We start from the raw sequence: 15,725 nt of genomic DNA, 5'->3' as shown, positions 1-15,725 counted from the left end.
TGTCAAGAACCCAGCCGGCGGCGCGCCACCATGGTTTCACGATGCAGGATATAGAGCCCGCTGCCGATGATGACCATGGCGCCGGCCAGAACCGGCGCGGTCGGCAAGTCGCCGAACACCATCCAGCCGAACAGGCTGGCCCACACCATGCCGGTATATTCGAACGGCGCCACCACCGCCGGCGGCGCGCGGCGGAAGGCCTGGGTCAGCAGCACCTGCGCCAGGGCGCCCAACGCCCCCACCAGCGCCATCAGCCCCAGCCCGGCGGCGGTCGGCGTGGTCCAGACCGGCACGGCCAGCGCGCCGCTGACCACCGTCGTCGTCAGCAACAGATAGAGCACGATGGAGGCGCTGGTCTCCGTCCGCGACAGGCCGCGCACCGCCAGCGCCGCCAGGGCGTAGAACAGGGCGGCGGTCAGCCCGACCAGAACCGGGACCAGCGGCGCCCCGGCCGACGGCTGCGCCATCACCACCACGCCGCCGAAGCCGACCACCACGGCGGCCCAGCGGCGCCAGCCCACCGGCTCCCCCAGCAACGGGGCCGACAGCGCGGTGATGAACAATGGCCCGGCGAAGCTCAGCACATAGACGTCGGCCAGCGGCAGCTCGCGGAAGGCATAGAAGAAGCAGCCCATGGAGATCAGGCCGGCGAAGGCCCGCCAGACATGGCCCAGGGGCCGCCGGGTCCGCATCGCCGCGAAGCCGCCGCCCCAGGCCAGCGTGTAGCCCCCCACCAGCAGGAAGGCGACCAGCGACCGCACGAACATCAGCTGCGGCACCGGATAGCCGGCGGTCAGGACCTTGATGAGCGTGTCCATCGCCGCGAACAGCACGATCGCCACCAGGAAGCAGCCGACGGCATAGGGAACCGAATCGGCCTTGGCAGGCAGAAGATCGGCGGTTTCGGCGTTGGCGGTCATTTCGGTTCGGAATGGCAATGGCTAGGGTTGCCCACATTATGGGCAAACCCGTCCGCATCCCAATGCCGCAACCGCAGGTCTGGTAGGCGTGGGGTTTTGGACGTGTCGGCTTCGATTGCCCCCACCCCAGCCCTCCCCCGCCCAGCGGGGGAGGTTGGGAGGGAGCAATCGAAGCCTCCACCTCACCGCGTCAGCACCATCACCAGCCGCTCGACCGGCGTGTCGTTGACCAGATGCGAGTCGACGATCTCGTCGATGTCCTCCGGCGTTTCCGGGCGGTACCAGATGCCTTCCGGATAGACCACCATCAGCGGCCCGGCGGAACAGAAGCCGAGGCATCCCGTCATCGCCATGCCGATGTCAGTCAACCCCTGGCCCTGGATTTTCTGATCGAGCCGCTGCCAAAGCGGATGCGCGCCCTTGGCGGCGCAACTGCCGCGCGGATGGCCGGGCGGGCGCTGCTGGGCACAACAGAAGACATGGTGGCGGAAGGTCTGCGGAATGTCGAGCGGCATCGGGCTTGCTCCATAGCCATAAAATTACTATGGGTAAGAAGCATGCCAGAATGCTGCGTCGCAGCAAGGCTTTTCGCGACGCCTCCAGCTCGCGGCGCCCGCCAACTTTACAAAGCGATGAAATGCTTGGTCGGCCGGGCTTTGCCGGTTAAGAATCCCCGGCAAGGGCAATCCAGGAGACGCCGGTGCTGCTGAGCGGGTCGGGAAAAGGACAGCCGGGCGCCGTGCCGGGCTGGGTCGGGTATGCGCTGTTGCCGGTTCTCAACCTCGTCGCGGCCTTCGTGCTGTCCGGGCTGGTGATCCTGGTGATCGGCGAGAATCCGGTGGACGTGCTGTCACTGCTGCTGTCGGAGGCCCTGGGCTATCCGGAAGCCATCGGCTATACCCTCTATTACACCACCGACTTCATCTTCACCGGGCTGGCCGTCGCCATCGCCTTTCATTGCGGGCTGTTCAACATCGGCGGCGAGGGGCAGGCCTATCTCGGCGGGCTCGGCGCCGGGCTGGTGGCGCTGGCGCTGACCGGCTGGCCCTGGCCGGTGGTGGCGGTGCTGGCGGTGCTGGCCTCGGCGCTGTTCGGCGCCGCCTGGGCCTTCATCCCGGCCTGGCTCCAGGCCAAGCGCGGCAGCCACATCGTCATCACGACGATCATGTTCAACTTCATCGCCGCCTCGATCATGACCTGGCTGCTGGTGGACGTGCTGATCCGCCCCGGCAGCCAGTCGCCGGAGACCCGCGAGTTCGATCCCGGCGTCTGGCTGCCGTCGATGGACCGGGCGCTGGGCTGGTTCGGAATCACCATCCCGGCCTCGCCGCTGAACCTGTCCTTCCTGTGGGCGCTGGCCTGCTGCCTGCTGTTCCATGTCTTCCTGCGCCGGACCCGCTGGGGCTACGAGCTGCGCACCGTCGGCCGCAACGAGCGGGCGGCGGTCTATGCCGGCATCTCGCCGTCGCGAAACATCATCATCGCCATGCTGATCTCCGGTGCCTTGGCCGGCTTCGTCGGGGTGAACGAGATCCTGGGCGTCCAGCACCGGGTGATCCTGAACTTCACCGGCGGCGTCGGCTTCGTCGGCATCGCCGTGGCGCTGATGGGGCGCAACCACCCGGTCGGGATCATTCTGGCGGCCCTGCTGTTCGGTGTCCTGGCGCAGGGCGGCGGCCAGCTGTCCTTCGAATATCCCACGATCAACCGCGAGCTGGTGATGGTCATCCAAGGTCTGGTCATCCTGTTCGCCGGCGCCATGGAAAACCTGTTCAAACCGCAGGTGGAGGCGCTGTTCCGCCGCCGCGGCGGCGCCGCCGCGGACGCCACAACCGGGGGAAGGGGCTGAGCCCATGGAGGACGCGCTGCTCCTGGCCCTGCAACTGCTGGGCGCCACCATCCGGGTGGCGACGCCGCTGGTGCTGGCCGCCTTCGCCGGCATGTATTGCGAGCGGGCCGGCGTGGTCGACATCGGGCTGGAGGGCAAGATGCTGGCCGGCGCCTTCTTCTCCGCCGCCGTCGCCTCGGCGACGTTGAACCCCTGGCTCGGGCTGCTGGCCGGCATCGCCGCCGGGGTGGCGCTGGCCATGGTCCATGGCTTCGCCTGCGTCACCCACAACGGCAATCAGGTGGTGTCGGGCATGGCGATCAACATCCTGGTCGCCGGGCTGGCGCCGACGCTGGCCTACGCCTGGTTCCACCAGGGCGGCCAGACCCCGCTCCTGCCCAACCAGGCGCGCATTCCGGCGGTCCAGCTGCCGGGCGTCGAGGCGCTGGCCGGCGTGCCGGTGCTGGGGCCGGTCTATCGTGAACTGTTCGACGCCAACAACATCCTGATCTGGGTGACGCTGGTCCTGGTGATCGCCACCCATTGGGTGCTCTACCGCTCGCGCTTCGGCCTGCGGCTGCGGGCGGTGGGCGAGAATCCGGCGGCGGTCGATACCGCCGGCCTGTCGGTGGCGAAACTGCGCTATCAGGCGCTGCTGGTCACCGGCGTGCTGACCGGCATGGCGGGGTCCTACCTGTCCACCGGCCACGGCGCCGGCTTCGTCCGCGACATGACCGCCGGCAAGGGCTATCTGGCGCTGGCGGCGCTGATCTTCGGCAAATGGCGGCCGGGGCCGACCCTATTCGCCTGCCTGCTGTTCGCCTTCACCGACGCGGTGCAGGTGCGGCTCCAGGGCGTGGTCCTGCCGGGCATCGGCGTCATCCCGGTGCAGTTCATCCAGATGCTGCCCTATGTGCTGACCGTCCTGCTGCTGGCCGGCTTCGTCGGCAAGGCCGTCGCCCCCAAGGCGAGCGGCATCCCCTATGTCAAGGAACGCTGACGCCATGCCCGACACGGCAGAGCTGCCCCAATTGATCGAAGCGGCCCGCGCCGCCCGCGAGAACGCCCACGCCCCCTATTCCAGATTCAAGGTGGGTGCGGCCATCCTCGGCGACTCCGGCCGGATCTTCGCCGGCTGCAATGTGGAGAACGCCGCCTATCCGCAGGGTCAGTGCGCGGAATCGAGCGCCATCGGCGCCATGGTGACCGCCGGCGACCGCCGCATCCGCGCCATCGTCGTGATGGGCGGCGAAGCGGGGACGGAGGAGATCTGCACCCCCTGCGGCGGCTGCCGCCAGCGCATCCGCGAATTCGCCACGCCGGAAACCCCGATCCACATCTGCGACCCGGCCGGACTGCGGCGGACCTTCGCGCTTGAAACCCTGTTGCCCGAATCCTTCGGCCCCACCAATTTAGCCTTCTGAGCGGAGTTTCCCGACATGACCGCTGCCCGCGCCGCCGCGGACATCCTTCACCGCGCCCCCGGCCACCGGCCGCGGGTCGGCATCGTGCTGGGCTCCGGCCTGGGCGGCATCGCCGACCGCATCGCCGATGCGGTCTCGATCCCCTACATCGACATCGCCGGCTTCCCGATCCCCAGCGTGTCCGGCCATGCCGGTCGGCTGGTGGTCGGCAGGCTCGGCGGGGTCGAGGTCGCCTGCATGCAGGGCCGCGTCCATGCCTATGAGGGCAACGGCTTCGACGCGCTGAAGACCGCGGTGCGGGCGCTGAAACTGGCCGGCTGCGACACGCTGGTCCTGACCGCCGCCGTCGGCTCCCTGCGGCTGGAGGTCGGCCCCGGCCGGCTGATGGCGATCAGCGACCATCTGAACCTGCTGGGCGCCAACCCGCTGACCGGCCCGAACGACGAGGCCTTCGGCGAGCGCTTCCCCAGCATGACCGACGCCTGGGATCCGGAGCTGCGCGCCCTGCTGAAACAGGTGGCCGCCGGGTTGTCCATCGATCTGGCGGAAGGCGTCTACGCCGCCTATCCCGGCCCGTCCTTCGAGACGCCGGCCGAGGTGCGGATGATGAGGCTGCTCGGCGCCGATGCCGTCGGCATGTCCACCGTGCCGGAATGCATCATCGCGCGCCATTGCGGCCTGCGGGTCGCCGGCTGCGCCGTCGTCACCAATCTGGGCGTCGGGCTCGGCGACGGGCCGGTCGACCATCACCAGACCCTGACCGCCGCATCGGCGGCAGCCGCCGACCTGGAAAGATTGCTGGTCGGCTTCCTGGAACGCCTGCACGAGAAGGACGGGTCCCGGTCATGAAACTGTCTGCCGACCTGCAAAGCGCGCTCGATGCCAGCGCCAACGCCCCGTCCGACGCCGATCTGGCGCGCCGGGCCATCGCCATGCTCGACCTCACCAGCCTGAACGGCGACGACAGCGAGCGGGTGGTCGAGGACCTCTGCGCCCGCGCCGTCACGCCAGCCGGGCCGGTCGCCGCCGTCTGCGTCTGGGCGCGCTTCGTTCCCACCGCGCGCAAGGCGCTGGACGGCACGCCGGTGAAGGTCGCCACCGTGGTGAACTTCCCCACCGGCGAGGCCGACGCCTCGGCGGTGGCGGCGGAAACCCGGCGCGCCATCGCCGACGGGGCCGACGAGATCGACGTGGTCCTGCCCTACAAGGCCTTCATCGATGGCGCCCGCACCCAGCCGATCAATGTGCTGAAGGCCTGCCGCGAAGCCTGCGGCGACAAGGCCCTGATGAAGGTGATCCTGGAATCCGGCGCCTTCCCCGATGCCGAGCTGCTGGCCTGGGCGGCGCGCGACGCCATCGCCGCCGGCGCCGATTTCCTCAAGACCTCCACCGGCAAGACCCAGCCCGCCGCGACCCTGCCGGCGGCGGCGGTGATGCTGGACAGCATCTATGAATCGGGCAAGACCGTCGGCTTCAAGGCGTCCGGCGGCATCCGCGACACGGCGGAGGCGGCGCGCTATCTGGCGCTGGCCGACCATATCCTGGGGGAGGGCTGGGCGACGCCGCAAAGCTTCCGTTTCGGCGCCTCCAGCCTGCTCGACGCGCTGCTGGCCACCGCCGGCCACGGCGCGCCGGACGCCGCCGCCCCGGCCGGAGGGTACTGAACGATGCTTCCGCAGGAGATCGTCCGCGCCAAGCGCGACGGGCAGCCGCTCGACGCCGCCACCATCCAGGATTTCGTCCGCGGCCTCACCGATGGGAGCGTCTCGGAATCCCAGGCGTCGGCCTTCGCCATGGCCGTCTTCTTCCGGGGCATGAGTCTGGATGAGCGGGTGGCGCTGACCCGCGCCATGCGCGATTCGGGCACGGTGATGGAGTGGCGGTCGCTGGGACTGCCGGGCCCGGTGATCGACAAGCATTCCACCGGCGGCGTCGGCGACAAGGTCAGCCTGATCCTGGCGCCGATGCTGGCCGCCTGCGGCGGTTTCGTGCCGATGGTGTCGGGACGCGGGCTGGGCCACACCGGCGGCACGCTCGACAAGTTCGAGAGCATTCCGGGCTATCGGGCCAAGCCCGACAACGATCTGCTGCGCCGGGTGGTGAAGGAGGTCGGTTGCGCGGTGATCGGCGCCACCGACGACATCGCCCCCGCCGACAAGCGGCTCTACGCCATCCGCGACGTGACGGCGACGGTGGAGTCGCTCGACCTCATCACCGCCTCGATCCTGTCGAAGAAGCTGGCCGCCGGGCTCGACGCGCTGGTGATGGACGTGAAGTTCGGCAGCGGCGCCTTCATGCAGCGCTTCGAGGATGCCGAGGCGCTGGCTTCGAGCATCGTCACCGTGTCGAAGGGTGCAGGCCTGCCGGCGGTGGCGCTGCTGACCGACATGAACGAGGTGCTGGGCCGCAGCGCCGGCAACGCGCTGGAGATGCGCGAATGCCTCGCCATCCTGCGCGGCGAGCCGGCCGAACCGCGGCTCTACGAAGTGACGGCGGCGCTGGCGGCGGAACTGCTGGCGCTCGCCGGGCTGGCGCCGGACGCCGCGGCGGGCCGCGCCCTGGCCGACCGCTCCATCGCCGACGGCGGCGCGGCGGAACGCTTCGCCCGCATGGTGACGGCGCTCGGCGGTCCGGCCGACCTGCTGGAGCGGCCCGACCGCCATCTCGACAGCGCACCCATCGTCCGCCCGGTGTTCGCCGGGCGCGCCGGCTTCGTCGGCGCCATCGACACCCGCGGGGTCGGCATGGCGGTGGTGGCGCTGGGCGGCGGCCGGACCAGGACCACCGACGCCATCGACTTCGCCGTCGGTTTCGACGAGGTCGCCGGGCTGGGCGACGCGGTGGGCGGGCCGGGCGAACGCCCGCTCGCCATCCTGCACGCCCGCAGCGAAGCCCAGGCCGAGGAGGCGGAGCGCCGCCTGCGCGCCTCGGTCACGGTGACGGACGAAGCACCGCAACGCGGGCCGTTGATCGCGAAGCGTCTGGGATGAAAGGATGGCGCCCTCTCCCGGAGAGGAAGAGGGCGCATCATTCGCGGCCTACCGCCGGAACAGGAACTCGCGGCCGACCTTCACCCGGCGTTCGCCGTCATACTCGATGATGTCGGCGGTCGCGTAGGTCTCGGTCCAGCGCTCCGGGATGTAGCTGCCGGTGCCGATCACGTCCACCGGGGCATTGGCTTCCGCCATCAGGCGGCATTTGGCCGGACCGAAGCCGCTGCTGGCGACGATCTTCACCGCCGGAAAACCGGCCTCGTCCAGCCTTTCGCGCACATAATGGATCGCCGCCGCCGAGACGCCGGTGCCGATCAGATAACGCAGTTGGGTCTCGTCGCGGTAGCCGCGGATGGCATGGGGCGCATGACGCTCCAGCACGGCGTAGGAACCGGGCGGGTCCAGCCCCTCGACGAAACGGCCGCCGGGGGTGTCGAGCCGCAATGCCAGCTTGCCTTGGGCGGCGAGCTGCGGGAAGCGGCGGCAGACCTCCAGCCCGTCGGTGATCTCGCGGCCGAAATAATCGACCAGAACGGTCAGGGCCAGATTGGGGAAGGTCTCGTGGAACATCTCCGCCGCGCGCACGGTCGATCCGGCATAGCCGATCAGGGCGTGCGGCATGGTGCCCATCCCCTTCTCCTGCCCGAAATAGGGGGCGGTGGCGTCGGTGGCGTTGCCGATGAAGCCCTTGGCGCCGACCTTGCGCTTGGCCCGGTCGGAGCCGACGGAGGCGGCATAGGCCATCATCTCCGCCATCTCGGTCCCGGCGCAGTGGCGGGCGTCCATGGCGAGGAAGGCGACCTTCGGCAGGTCGGCGCACATGGTGAAGGCGTTGTAGGCGGCGACGCAGGCGGGGCCCAGCTTCTGCAGCAGGATCGTCTCGCAATCGACCAGATGGTAGAAGGAGCCGGTCACATACAGGATCGGCTCGCCGGCGCCGACCCATTTGCCCTCGGGATAGTTCAACTCGATCTGGAAGGCCGTGTTGCGCTCGCGCGCGACAGCCTCCAGCCAGTCGACCGCCAGGCGCGGGGCGCAGACCACCGGGCGGCGCATGAAGATGGCGTAGGTGACGGTCTTGTCGCCGAACTTGCCGACGGCTTCCCTGGTGCGACGGAAATAGGTGTCCGTCCAGTCGGGAAGCTCGGACGAGGGCGGGTGGAGGGCGGTCGGCCCCCTGCCAGCCGCTCCGGAGCCGGCCGCTCCGGCGTCTTTGGGCCGGTTGCCAACTGATCGGTTATCGGTGTCGCTCATACCCGTCGCCCCCACCTTCCGTCCCTGTCCCCGCCCGTATCCGCGCCTGTGTCTGCGCATGGCCTTGCGGTGCCTGAGTGTCGATGGCCCGGCCGCCGGACAGGGCAGCCGGCCGGTTGTGTTGGAATCCCAGCAATATACGGCCCGGGCGGGCGGGGGAAGAGGCTTCCCGCCCCGCCACCCCCCGGCGGATGGCTGCGTTGCGTTTTCCGGCGGAGCATCAGCATCCCGGCACCGGTGAACACATCGAATACTCGCGATCGCACCGTCATAATTCCGCAGTGAATCGCGGAGCCTCTGACCGCAATCAGAGAAAAAACCAGATAAAATACCTTTATTTGACCTGCCTCCCCGGGGCTTTTAAAGTTTTTGAACCGGATCGGCGGCAACAACTCGGCAGGGCGGAATGGGCAAGGCATCGATATCCGCCGAACCGGATCACGGCGGTCGCATGTCCTTCGACAGGACCGGAAACCAGATCATTCTCGCCTTGCTGGGGCTGACCCTCGCCTTCGCCGGGGCCAGCGCCGGCAGCCTGCTTCTGTTGCGCCCCGCCCCCGCCCATGGCGCCTATGCGCCGCCCCGGATCGAAGCGCAACAGGCGGCGCCCGCCGTCTACGCCGCCCTGCCCACCCTGACCGTCACGCTGAACGACGGCGGCCGGTTGCAGGAATTGCGGGTCCGCGTGGTGCTGGAATTCGATCCGGCGACGCCGCTGGAGACCGTCACGCCCCATCTGCCGCGCATCGCCGACGCCATCAGCCGCCGCCTGCTGGAGGCCGATCCGGCCGAACTGCGCGGGGCCGAGGGGCCGCTTTACGTCAAGGACGCGCTGCGCTACGTCGCCAACAAGACCATGCGCCCGCTGAAGCTGCGACAAGTGCTGATCCAGGACATGCTGCTGCGCTGACGGTGCGCTTCCCTTCGCCCACCCCGACCCCATATCCTGCCGGACGATATCCACCAGACCCGCCGTCATCCGCGGGTTGAAGGTCCAGTTGCGGAAGGAGACGGCCGTGGCCGAGTTCGATTTCGACCTCTTCACCATCGGGGCGGGGTCCGGGGGGGTCGCCGCCAGCCGGCGCGCCGCATCCTATGGCGCCAAGGTTGCGATCTGCGAAGGCAGCCGCGTCGGCGGCACCTGCGTGATCCGCGGCTGCGTTCCGAAGAAGCTGCTGGTCTACGCCGCCCAGTTCCGTGACGGCTTCGACGATTCGGCCGGCTATGGCTGGACGTCGCATCCGCCGGCCTTCGACTGGGAGACCCTGATCGCGAACAAGGATCGCGAGATCGACCGGCTGAACGGCCTCTACATCTCCATGCTGAAGAACTCCGGCGTCACCCTGTATGAGGGGTTCGGCCGGATCATCGACCGCCACACGGTGGAGGTCGACGGCAAGCGTCACACCGCGCGCAATATCCTGATCGCCACCGGCGGCTGGCCGTCGCTGCCGCCGGTCGAGGGGATCGAGCATGCCGTGACCTCCAACGAGGCGCTGCATCTGGAAAAGCTGCCCCATTCGGTGCTGATCATCGGCGGCGGCTACATCGCCGTGGAGTTCGCCAGCATCTTCCGCGGCCTCGGTGCCGAGGTGACGCTGATGATCCGTGGCGACGACCTGCTGAACGGCTTCGACGACGACATCCGCGTCGCCCTGGCGCAGGAGATGCGCAAGCGCGGCATCACCATCATTTCCCGCTGCAAGCCGACGAAGCTGGAAAAGGGGGCCGGCGGCTATACCCTGACCGACCATATGGGCCGCGAGCATTCGGCCGGTCTGGTGATGGCCGCCACCGGCCGCCGTCCCAACACGAGGAATCTGGGGCTGGAGGAGGTCGGCGTCACCCTGACCGGCGACGGTGCGGTTGCCGTCGATCAGTGGTCGCGCACCAACATCGACAATATCTATGCCATCGGCGACGTCACCGACCGGATGGCGCTCACCCCCATCGCCATCGCCGAGGGCCGGGCGCTCGCCGAGACGCTGTTCAACGACAACCCGATGCATATCGGTTACGACAATGTGCCGACGGCGGTGTTCTCGCTGCCGCCGCTCGGCACCGTCGGCCTGACCGAGACCCAGGCCCGCACCGGATATCCCCAGGTCGACATCTACAAGGCCGGCTTCCGCCCGATGAAGCATACCCTGTCGGGCCGGGACGAGCGTGTGCTGATGAAGCTGGTGGTCGACGGCGAAAGCCAGCGGGTGCTCGGCTGCCACATGATGGGCATGGACGCGCCGGAGATGATGCAGCCGCTGGCCATCGCGCTGAACTGCGGCGCCACCAAGCGCGATTTCGACCGCACCATCGCGCTGCATCCCTCCACCGCCGAGGAATTCGTGCTGATGCGCGAAAAAGCGGAGCCGGAAAAGAAGATCTGAATTGTCCGCCATGGCCCATCCGCGGTCGCCACGGCGCCGATGGGCCATCCTTGCCGTCACCCCACCAAAGGGCTGGACTTCTCTTGAATGCAGAATTTAGGGTAACCCGATAAACAATATTATCGGGAGCTTGTAACGAATGCGTGGAATTTTGGCTGCGGTTGGCGGTATGGCGGTCCTGGCTTCGGTTGCGACGGCCCATGCCGACACGAAGATCGGTGTGTGGACCGTGCAGCTCGACAAGGATTGCGCGATCTCCCAGGAATGGAAGACCGACAGCAAGGACACCGCCGGCATCGGCCTCGCCTACACCAACCAGGGACAGGCCATGGTTCTGGTGTTCCGGGACACCGGCTGGAAGCTGAAGGAGAAGGAGGCGCTGTCCATCTCCCTGTCGGTCGACAAGGCCTGGAGTGAGAAGGTCCAGGGCGTCGCCGTCGACAACACGATGGCCGCCATCGGCCTGCCCGCCTCCGACAAGGCGATCAGCGCGCTGATGAACGGCAAGGAGCTGTACATGGAGATGGACGGCAAGAGCGACGATTACGCCTACACCTATTATCTCGACGACACCCGCAAGGCGATCGCGGCGCTCGACGCCTGCCGCGCCCAGGCGAAGTAACGCCGGCGACAGGGGAACGGGGCGGGAGCCGGCGGGGTGCCGATGCTTCCGTCCCAGCCCGGCCGGCCCAGACCCGACTGGCCCAGACCCGGCTGGCCCGGACCCGACTGGCCCGGACCCAACCGGCATAGTTCGCCAGGACGGGACGATTCTCCGGAACGCTTCCCAAGCCCCCCGGTTGAGGCAGGAAGCGTTCCGGAGCGGCCCATCTCCCAAGATATTTCCCCGATCCCCGACACAGGGCCGCTCCCGGCGCTCCGTTCCTTGGGTCTTTCCCAACGAGCCAACCGACTGAGGAGGAGTCCCACCGCATGTTCATGCATAATAAAAAGCTCATGTACACGGTCCGCGTGTCGGAGCCGAATCCGGTGCTCGCCAGCCTGATGCTTGAGCAGTTCGGCGGCCCGCAGGGCGAACTGGCTGCGGCCATGCGCTATTTCACCCAGGGTCTGGCCGACGAGGATCCGGGCCGCAAGGACATGCTGATCGACATCGCGACGGAGGAGTTGAGCCACCTCGAGATCATCGGCTCCATCGTCGCCATGCTGACCAAGGGCGCCAAGGGCACGCTGGCCGAGGGGGCGGAATCGACCGCGGACCTCTACGCCAACATCACCCAGGGCAATGGCAGCCACACCCTGTCGCTGCTCCATGGCGGCGGCCCGGCCCTGGTGAATTCGGCGGGGCAGCTGTGGAGCGGCGGCTATATCGACAGCATCGGCGAGCCGACGGCCGACCTGCGCTCCAACGTCGCGGCGGAGGCTCGGGCGAAGATCATCTACGAACGCCTGATCAACGTCACCGACGATCCCGGCGTGAAGGACGCGCTGGGCTTCCTGATGACCCGCGAGATCGCCCACCAGAAAAGCTTCGAAAAGGCGCTGTACGCCATCGACAACAACTTCCCGCCGGGCAAGCTGCCGGGCATGGCCGACTACACCGACAAATACTACAACATGAGCCAGGGCGACGGCGACATGCGCGGTCCCTGGAACCAGGGCGCCCAGTGGGAGTTCGTGGACATCAAGCCGACCGACGCCCCGGTCAATGGCGGCGACGGCAACCCGACGGTCAAGCTCGCCGCCTCGGAACTGGCGGCGGTCAACGCCGTGGCCGCCCGCACCATGTCCAAACCGGACGCCGACCCGATCACCGGCGCCGACCTGGGCGCCGGTCCGGGAGCGGGCAAGACCAAGGCGACCACAGGGGGCTGACGACAGCCACGGGCCGCCGCCGTCCCCGTCACTGGGCGGGGACGGCGGCGGCCTCCCGGCGGTGCAGCCCCATCAGCCAGACCAGCAGGCACAGCGCCGGAATGGCGCCCGCCATCGACAGCAGGAAGAAGCCGACCCAATCCATCCGCTCGGCCAGCCAGCCGGAGGAGGCGCCGAACAGGTCGCCGCCCAGCTTGTAGAAGCTCGACAGCAGCGCATATTGGGTCGCGGTGTAGGCGACGTTGCACAGGCCGGACAGATAGGCGACGAAGGCCGAGGTGGCGATCCCGGCGCACACATTCTCGACCGCCACCGTCACCGCCAGCATCGACACGTCATGGCCGCTCCAGGCCAGCACGACATAGCCCATGTTCGACACCATCTGCAGGATGCCGCCGATCATCAGGCCGCGCAGCACCCCGACCTTGCCGACCAGCAGGCCGCCCAGGAGGCCGCCGGCGATGGTCGCCCACAGCCCGAACAGCTTGCTGACCGTGGCGATCTCCGCCTTGGTGAAACCGAGGCTGATATAGAAGGTCGAGGACATCTGGCCGGCCAGCACCTCCCCCAGCTTGTAGCTGGCGATGAAGGCCAGGATCACCAGCCAGCCGCGCCGCTCCATGAACTGGGCGAAGGGCGCCACCACAGCGCCATAGAGCCAGGCAAGCGCCACGGCGCCGCGTCCCGACAGGTGCGGCCTGTGCCTCAGCCATTCGGCGATCAGCCTTTCGCGGGCGCTGGGCGGCGCCTGCTTCGGCTCGCGGCACAGCAGGATCGTCGCCATCCCGACCAGCACCAGCCCGGCCATCACCTCGTACGCGGTGCGCCAGCCGTGGAACTCGGCGACATAGAGGGCGCCCGCCCCCGCCGCCATCATGCCGAAGCGGTAGCCGAGCACCAGCACCGCCGCCCCGGCGGCCTGCTGTTGCTCCTCCAGCACCTCGACGCGATAGGCGTCGACGACGATGTCCTGGCTGGCGGAGCAGAAGGCCACCAGCACGGCGCAGAGGGCCGTCCACCACAGATCCTGTCCTGGGCTGGTGCCGCCCAGCCCCAGCAGGGCCGCCATCAAGGCCGCCTGCGCCGTCAGCGCCCAGCCGCGCCGCCGCCCGAACAGCCGTGTCATCAGCGGCAGGCGCATCCGGTCGATCAGCGGCGCCCACAGGAATTTCAACGCATAGGGCATGGTGACCAGGGCGAACAGCCCGATGTTGGTCCGGCTGACGCCCTGTTCGGTCAGCCAGACATTCAGCGTGCCGCCGGTGAGCGCCAGCGGCAGCCCTTCGGAAAAGCCCAGGAACAGGATCGCCAACACGCGCGGGTCGCGGTAGACCGCCAGGGCCTTCCCCCAGGAGGACAGGCGGCTTTCCCGCCAGGATGTCTCTGTCACCGGGGAGGCTCCTCTCGGCCATGGTCGATCGTCGCCGATGTATAGCCGCCGCCGCCGCCCGCCGCCAGCGGGCCGAATACGGGGCCAAGATAGCGGGGAGGCGGCGCGAAGTCGCTTCGCTTGAAATCACCTGGGGATGGCCAATGTTCCGGGCCCGCGCCACGGCATTGCCGGCGGGCGGGTCGAAACTGTGGAAAAGTTGCCGCGAGTCGCGCTATAGAGTACCCCCCACGGGTTTCGCCGCCGGTCGTTCGCCCGGCCCCCGTTCCGCAATCGTCAAGGAAGAGCAGGCGCGTCATGGTCGAGCGTTGGACACCCGCCAGTTGGAGGACGAAACCGGCGAAGCAGTTGCCGACCTATCCCGACCAGTCCAGGGTCGAGGCGGTCGAACAGCGCCTGGCCTCCTATCCGCCGCTCGTCTTCGCCGGCGAGGCCCGCCGGCTGAAGGCCAAGCTGGCCGAGGCCGCCGCCGGCCGCGCCTTCCTGCTACAGGGCGGCGATTGCGCCGAGAGCTTCGCCGAGTTCCACCCCAACAACATCCGCGACACCTTCCGCGTCCTGCTCCAGATGGCGGTGGTGCTGACCTTCGGCGCCTCGATCCCGGTCATCAAGGTCGGCCGCATGGCCGGCCAGTTCGCCAAGCCGCGCTCCGCCGACATGGAGGCGATCGACGGCGTCGAGCTGCCCTCCTACCGCGGCGACATCATCAACGGCTTCGACTTCACCAGCGACGCCCGCGTTCCCGACCCGGAACGCATGATGCAGGCCTACACCCAGGCCGCCGCCACCCTGAACCTGCTGCGCGCCTTCGCCCAGGGCGGCTATGCCGACCTGCACAAGGTCCATCAGTGGACGCTGAGCTTCGTCGAGAAGTCGCCGGCCGGCGAGCATTTCCAGGAGCTGGCCACCCGCCTGGACGAGACGCTGGCCTTCATGGCCGCCTGCGGCATCACGGCGGAGACGACGCCGCAGATTCGCGAGACCGACTTCTTCACCAGCCATGAGGCGCTGCTGCTGCCGTTCGAGCAGGCGCTGACCCGCGTCGACAGCACCAGCGGCGACTGGTACGACGTGTCGGCCCACATGCTGTGGATCGGCGACCGCACCCGCCAGCCCGACGGCGCCCATGTCGAGTTCCTGCGCGGGGTGAAGAACCCGATCGGCCTGAAATGCGGCCCGACCACCGATCCGGACGAGCTGATCCGCCTGATCGACATCCTGAACCCGACCAATGAGGCTGGGCGCCTGACGCTGATCGTGCGCATGGGCTCCGACAAGGTGGCGGAGAAGTTCCCGCCGCTGCTGCGCAAGGTGCAGCGCGAAGGCCGCACGGTGGTGTGGTCCTGCGACCCGATGCACGGCAACACGATCAAGTCGACCACCGGCTACAAGACCCGCCCGGTCGAGCGGGTCCTGGCCGAAGCGCGCGGCTTCTTCGAGGTGCATCAGGCCGAAGGCACCCATGCCGGCGGCGTGCATTTCGAGTTGACCGGCCAGGATGTGACGGAGTGCACGGGCGGCGCCCAGGCGATCACCGACCACAATCTGGCGCTGCGCTATCACACCGCCTGCGACCCGCGCCTGAACGCCAGCCAGTCGCTGGAACTGGCCTTCCTGCTGTCGGAGAAGCTGAAGGCTGGCCGCCAGTCCCGCGACGCCCAGCGCCGCGCCGCGGCGGCGGCCGAGTAAGCGGCGG

The 15,725-nt window shown here is 68.7% G+C and carries 15 protein-coding genes; 11 read left to right on the top strand and 4 right to left on the bottom strand.

All coding sequences use genetic code 11. The features are described from left to right. Positions 1–2: 2 nt before the first annotated feature. Together AZL_RS17610 and AZL_RS17605 are read right to left on the bottom strand one after the other, a co-directional pair. Positions 3–920: a DMT family transporter gene (locus tag AZL_RS17610; protein WP_012975848.1), complete on the bottom strand. Its 918-nt coding sequence runs from the start codon at positions 918–920 to the stop codon at positions 3–5. Between the two features lie 182 nt (positions 921–1,102). After that, positions 1,103–1,435, bottom strand: coding sequence for a (2Fe-2S) ferredoxin domain-containing protein (locus tag AZL_RS17605; protein WP_012975847.1), 333 nt, complete (start codon positions 1,433–1,435; stop codon positions 1,103–1,105). A gap of 185 nt (positions 1,436–1,620) precedes the next feature. Here AZL_RS17605 and AZL_RS17600 point away from each other — a divergent pair, with 185 nt between their 5' ends. From AZL_RS17600 to deoA, 6 genes are all read left to right on the top strand, one after another. After that, the gene (locus tag AZL_RS17600) at positions 1,621–2,769 is read left to right on the top strand and encodes an ABC transporter permease (RefSeq protein ID WP_012975846.1); all 1,149 of its coding nucleotides are present in this window, start codon (positions 1,621–1,623) and stop codon (positions 2,767–2,769) included. Between the two features lie 4 nt (positions 2,770–2,773). Continuing rightward, positions 2,774–3,748, top strand: coding sequence for an ABC transporter permease (locus AZL_RS17595; protein WP_012975845.1), 975 nt, complete (start codon positions 2,774–2,776; stop codon positions 3,746–3,748). A 4-nt stretch (positions 3,749–3,752) separates the two neighbouring features. Further along, positions 3,753–4,172: a cytidine deaminase gene (cdd, locus tag AZL_RS17590; RefSeq protein WP_042444159.1), complete on the top strand. Its 420-nt coding sequence runs from the start codon at positions 3,753–3,755 to the stop codon at positions 4,170–4,172. A gap of 15 nt (positions 4,173–4,187) precedes the next feature. Further along, positions 4,188–5,021 (top strand): purine-nucleoside phosphorylase, encoded by an 834-nt coding sequence (locus AZL_RS17585; protein ID WP_012975843.1) that lies wholly within the window; start codon positions 4,188–4,190, stop codon positions 5,019–5,021. An 83-nt stretch (positions 5,022–5,104) separates the two neighbouring features. Beyond that, positions 5,105–5,836: a deoxyribose-phosphate aldolase gene (deoC, locus tag AZL_RS17580; protein WP_371304241.1), complete on the top strand. Its 732-nt coding sequence runs from the start codon at positions 5,105–5,107 to the stop codon at positions 5,834–5,836. Between the two features lie 3 nt (positions 5,837–5,839). Next, positions 5,840–7,162, top strand: coding sequence for a thymidine phosphorylase (deoA, locus tag AZL_RS17575; RefSeq protein ID WP_012975841.1), 1,323 nt, complete (start codon positions 5,840–5,842; stop codon positions 7,160–7,162). A 48-nt stretch (positions 7,163–7,210) separates the two neighbouring features. Here the strand turns inward: deoA and AZL_RS17570 are convergent, their stop codons facing one another. Next, complete coding sequence (locus AZL_RS17570; protein WP_247894405.1) at positions 7,211–8,419, bottom strand: nicotinate phosphoribosyltransferase; 1,209 nt, start codon at positions 8,417–8,419, stop codon at positions 7,211–7,213. A 451-nt stretch (positions 8,420–8,870) separates the two neighbouring features. Here AZL_RS17570 and fliL point away from each other — a divergent pair, with 451 nt between their 5' ends. The 4 genes from fliL to AZL_RS17550 all read left to right on the top strand — a co-directional run bounded on the left by fliL (position 8,871) and on the right by AZL_RS17550 (position 12,639). Next, a complete protein-coding gene (gene fliL, locus AZL_RS17565) occupies positions 8,871–9,329 on the top strand; it encodes a flagellar basal body-associated FliL family protein (protein ID WP_247894404.1) in 459 nt (152 codons plus the stop codon). A gap of 106 nt (positions 9,330–9,435) precedes the next feature. Then, a complete protein-coding gene (gene gor / locus AZL_RS17560; RefSeq protein WP_012975838.1) occupies positions 9,436–10,803 on the top strand; it encodes a glutathione-disulfide reductase in 1,368 nt (455 codons plus the stop codon). 169 nt (positions 10,804–10,972) lie between these two features. Next, positions 10,973–11,425 carry a hypothetical protein gene (locus tag AZL_RS17555; protein ID WP_247894403.1) on the top strand — a complete coding sequence of 151 codons (453 nt, stop codon included), beginning with the start codon at positions 10,973–10,975 and terminating at the stop codon, positions 11,423–11,425. A gap of 311 nt (positions 11,426–11,736) precedes the next feature. Further along, entirely contained in the window at positions 11,737–12,639 is a 903-nt protein-coding gene (locus AZL_RS17550; protein WP_012975836.1) for a manganese catalase family protein, read from the top strand. Between the two features lie 28 nt (positions 12,640–12,667). Here the strand turns inward: AZL_RS17550 and AZL_RS17545 are convergent, their stop codons facing one another. Beyond that, positions 12,668–14,029, bottom strand: a complete 1,362-nt coding sequence (locus AZL_RS17545) for an AmpG family muropeptide MFS transporter (RefSeq protein WP_012975835.1) — start codon at positions 14,027–14,029, stop codon at positions 12,668–12,670. Positions 14,030–14,326: 297 nt separating this feature from the next. On the opposite strand from AZL_RS17545, the gene AZL_RS17540 reads away from it, so the two are divergent. Next, the gene (locus tag AZL_RS17540) at positions 14,327–15,718 is read left to right on the top strand and encodes a class II 3-deoxy-7-phosphoheptulonate synthase (RefSeq protein WP_012975834.1); all 1,392 of its coding nucleotides are present in this window, start codon (positions 14,327–14,329) and stop codon (positions 15,716–15,718) included. Positions 15,719–15,725: the final 7 nt, after the last annotated feature.

Source organism: Azospirillum sp. B510, from assembly GCF_000010725.1.
In the GTDB taxonomy this organism is placed as follows: Bacteria; Pseudomonadota; Alphaproteobacteria; order Azospirillales; family Azospirillaceae; genus Azospirillum; species Azospirillum lipoferum_B.
This window is presented reverse-complemented; position numbering and strand designations above follow the sequence as displayed.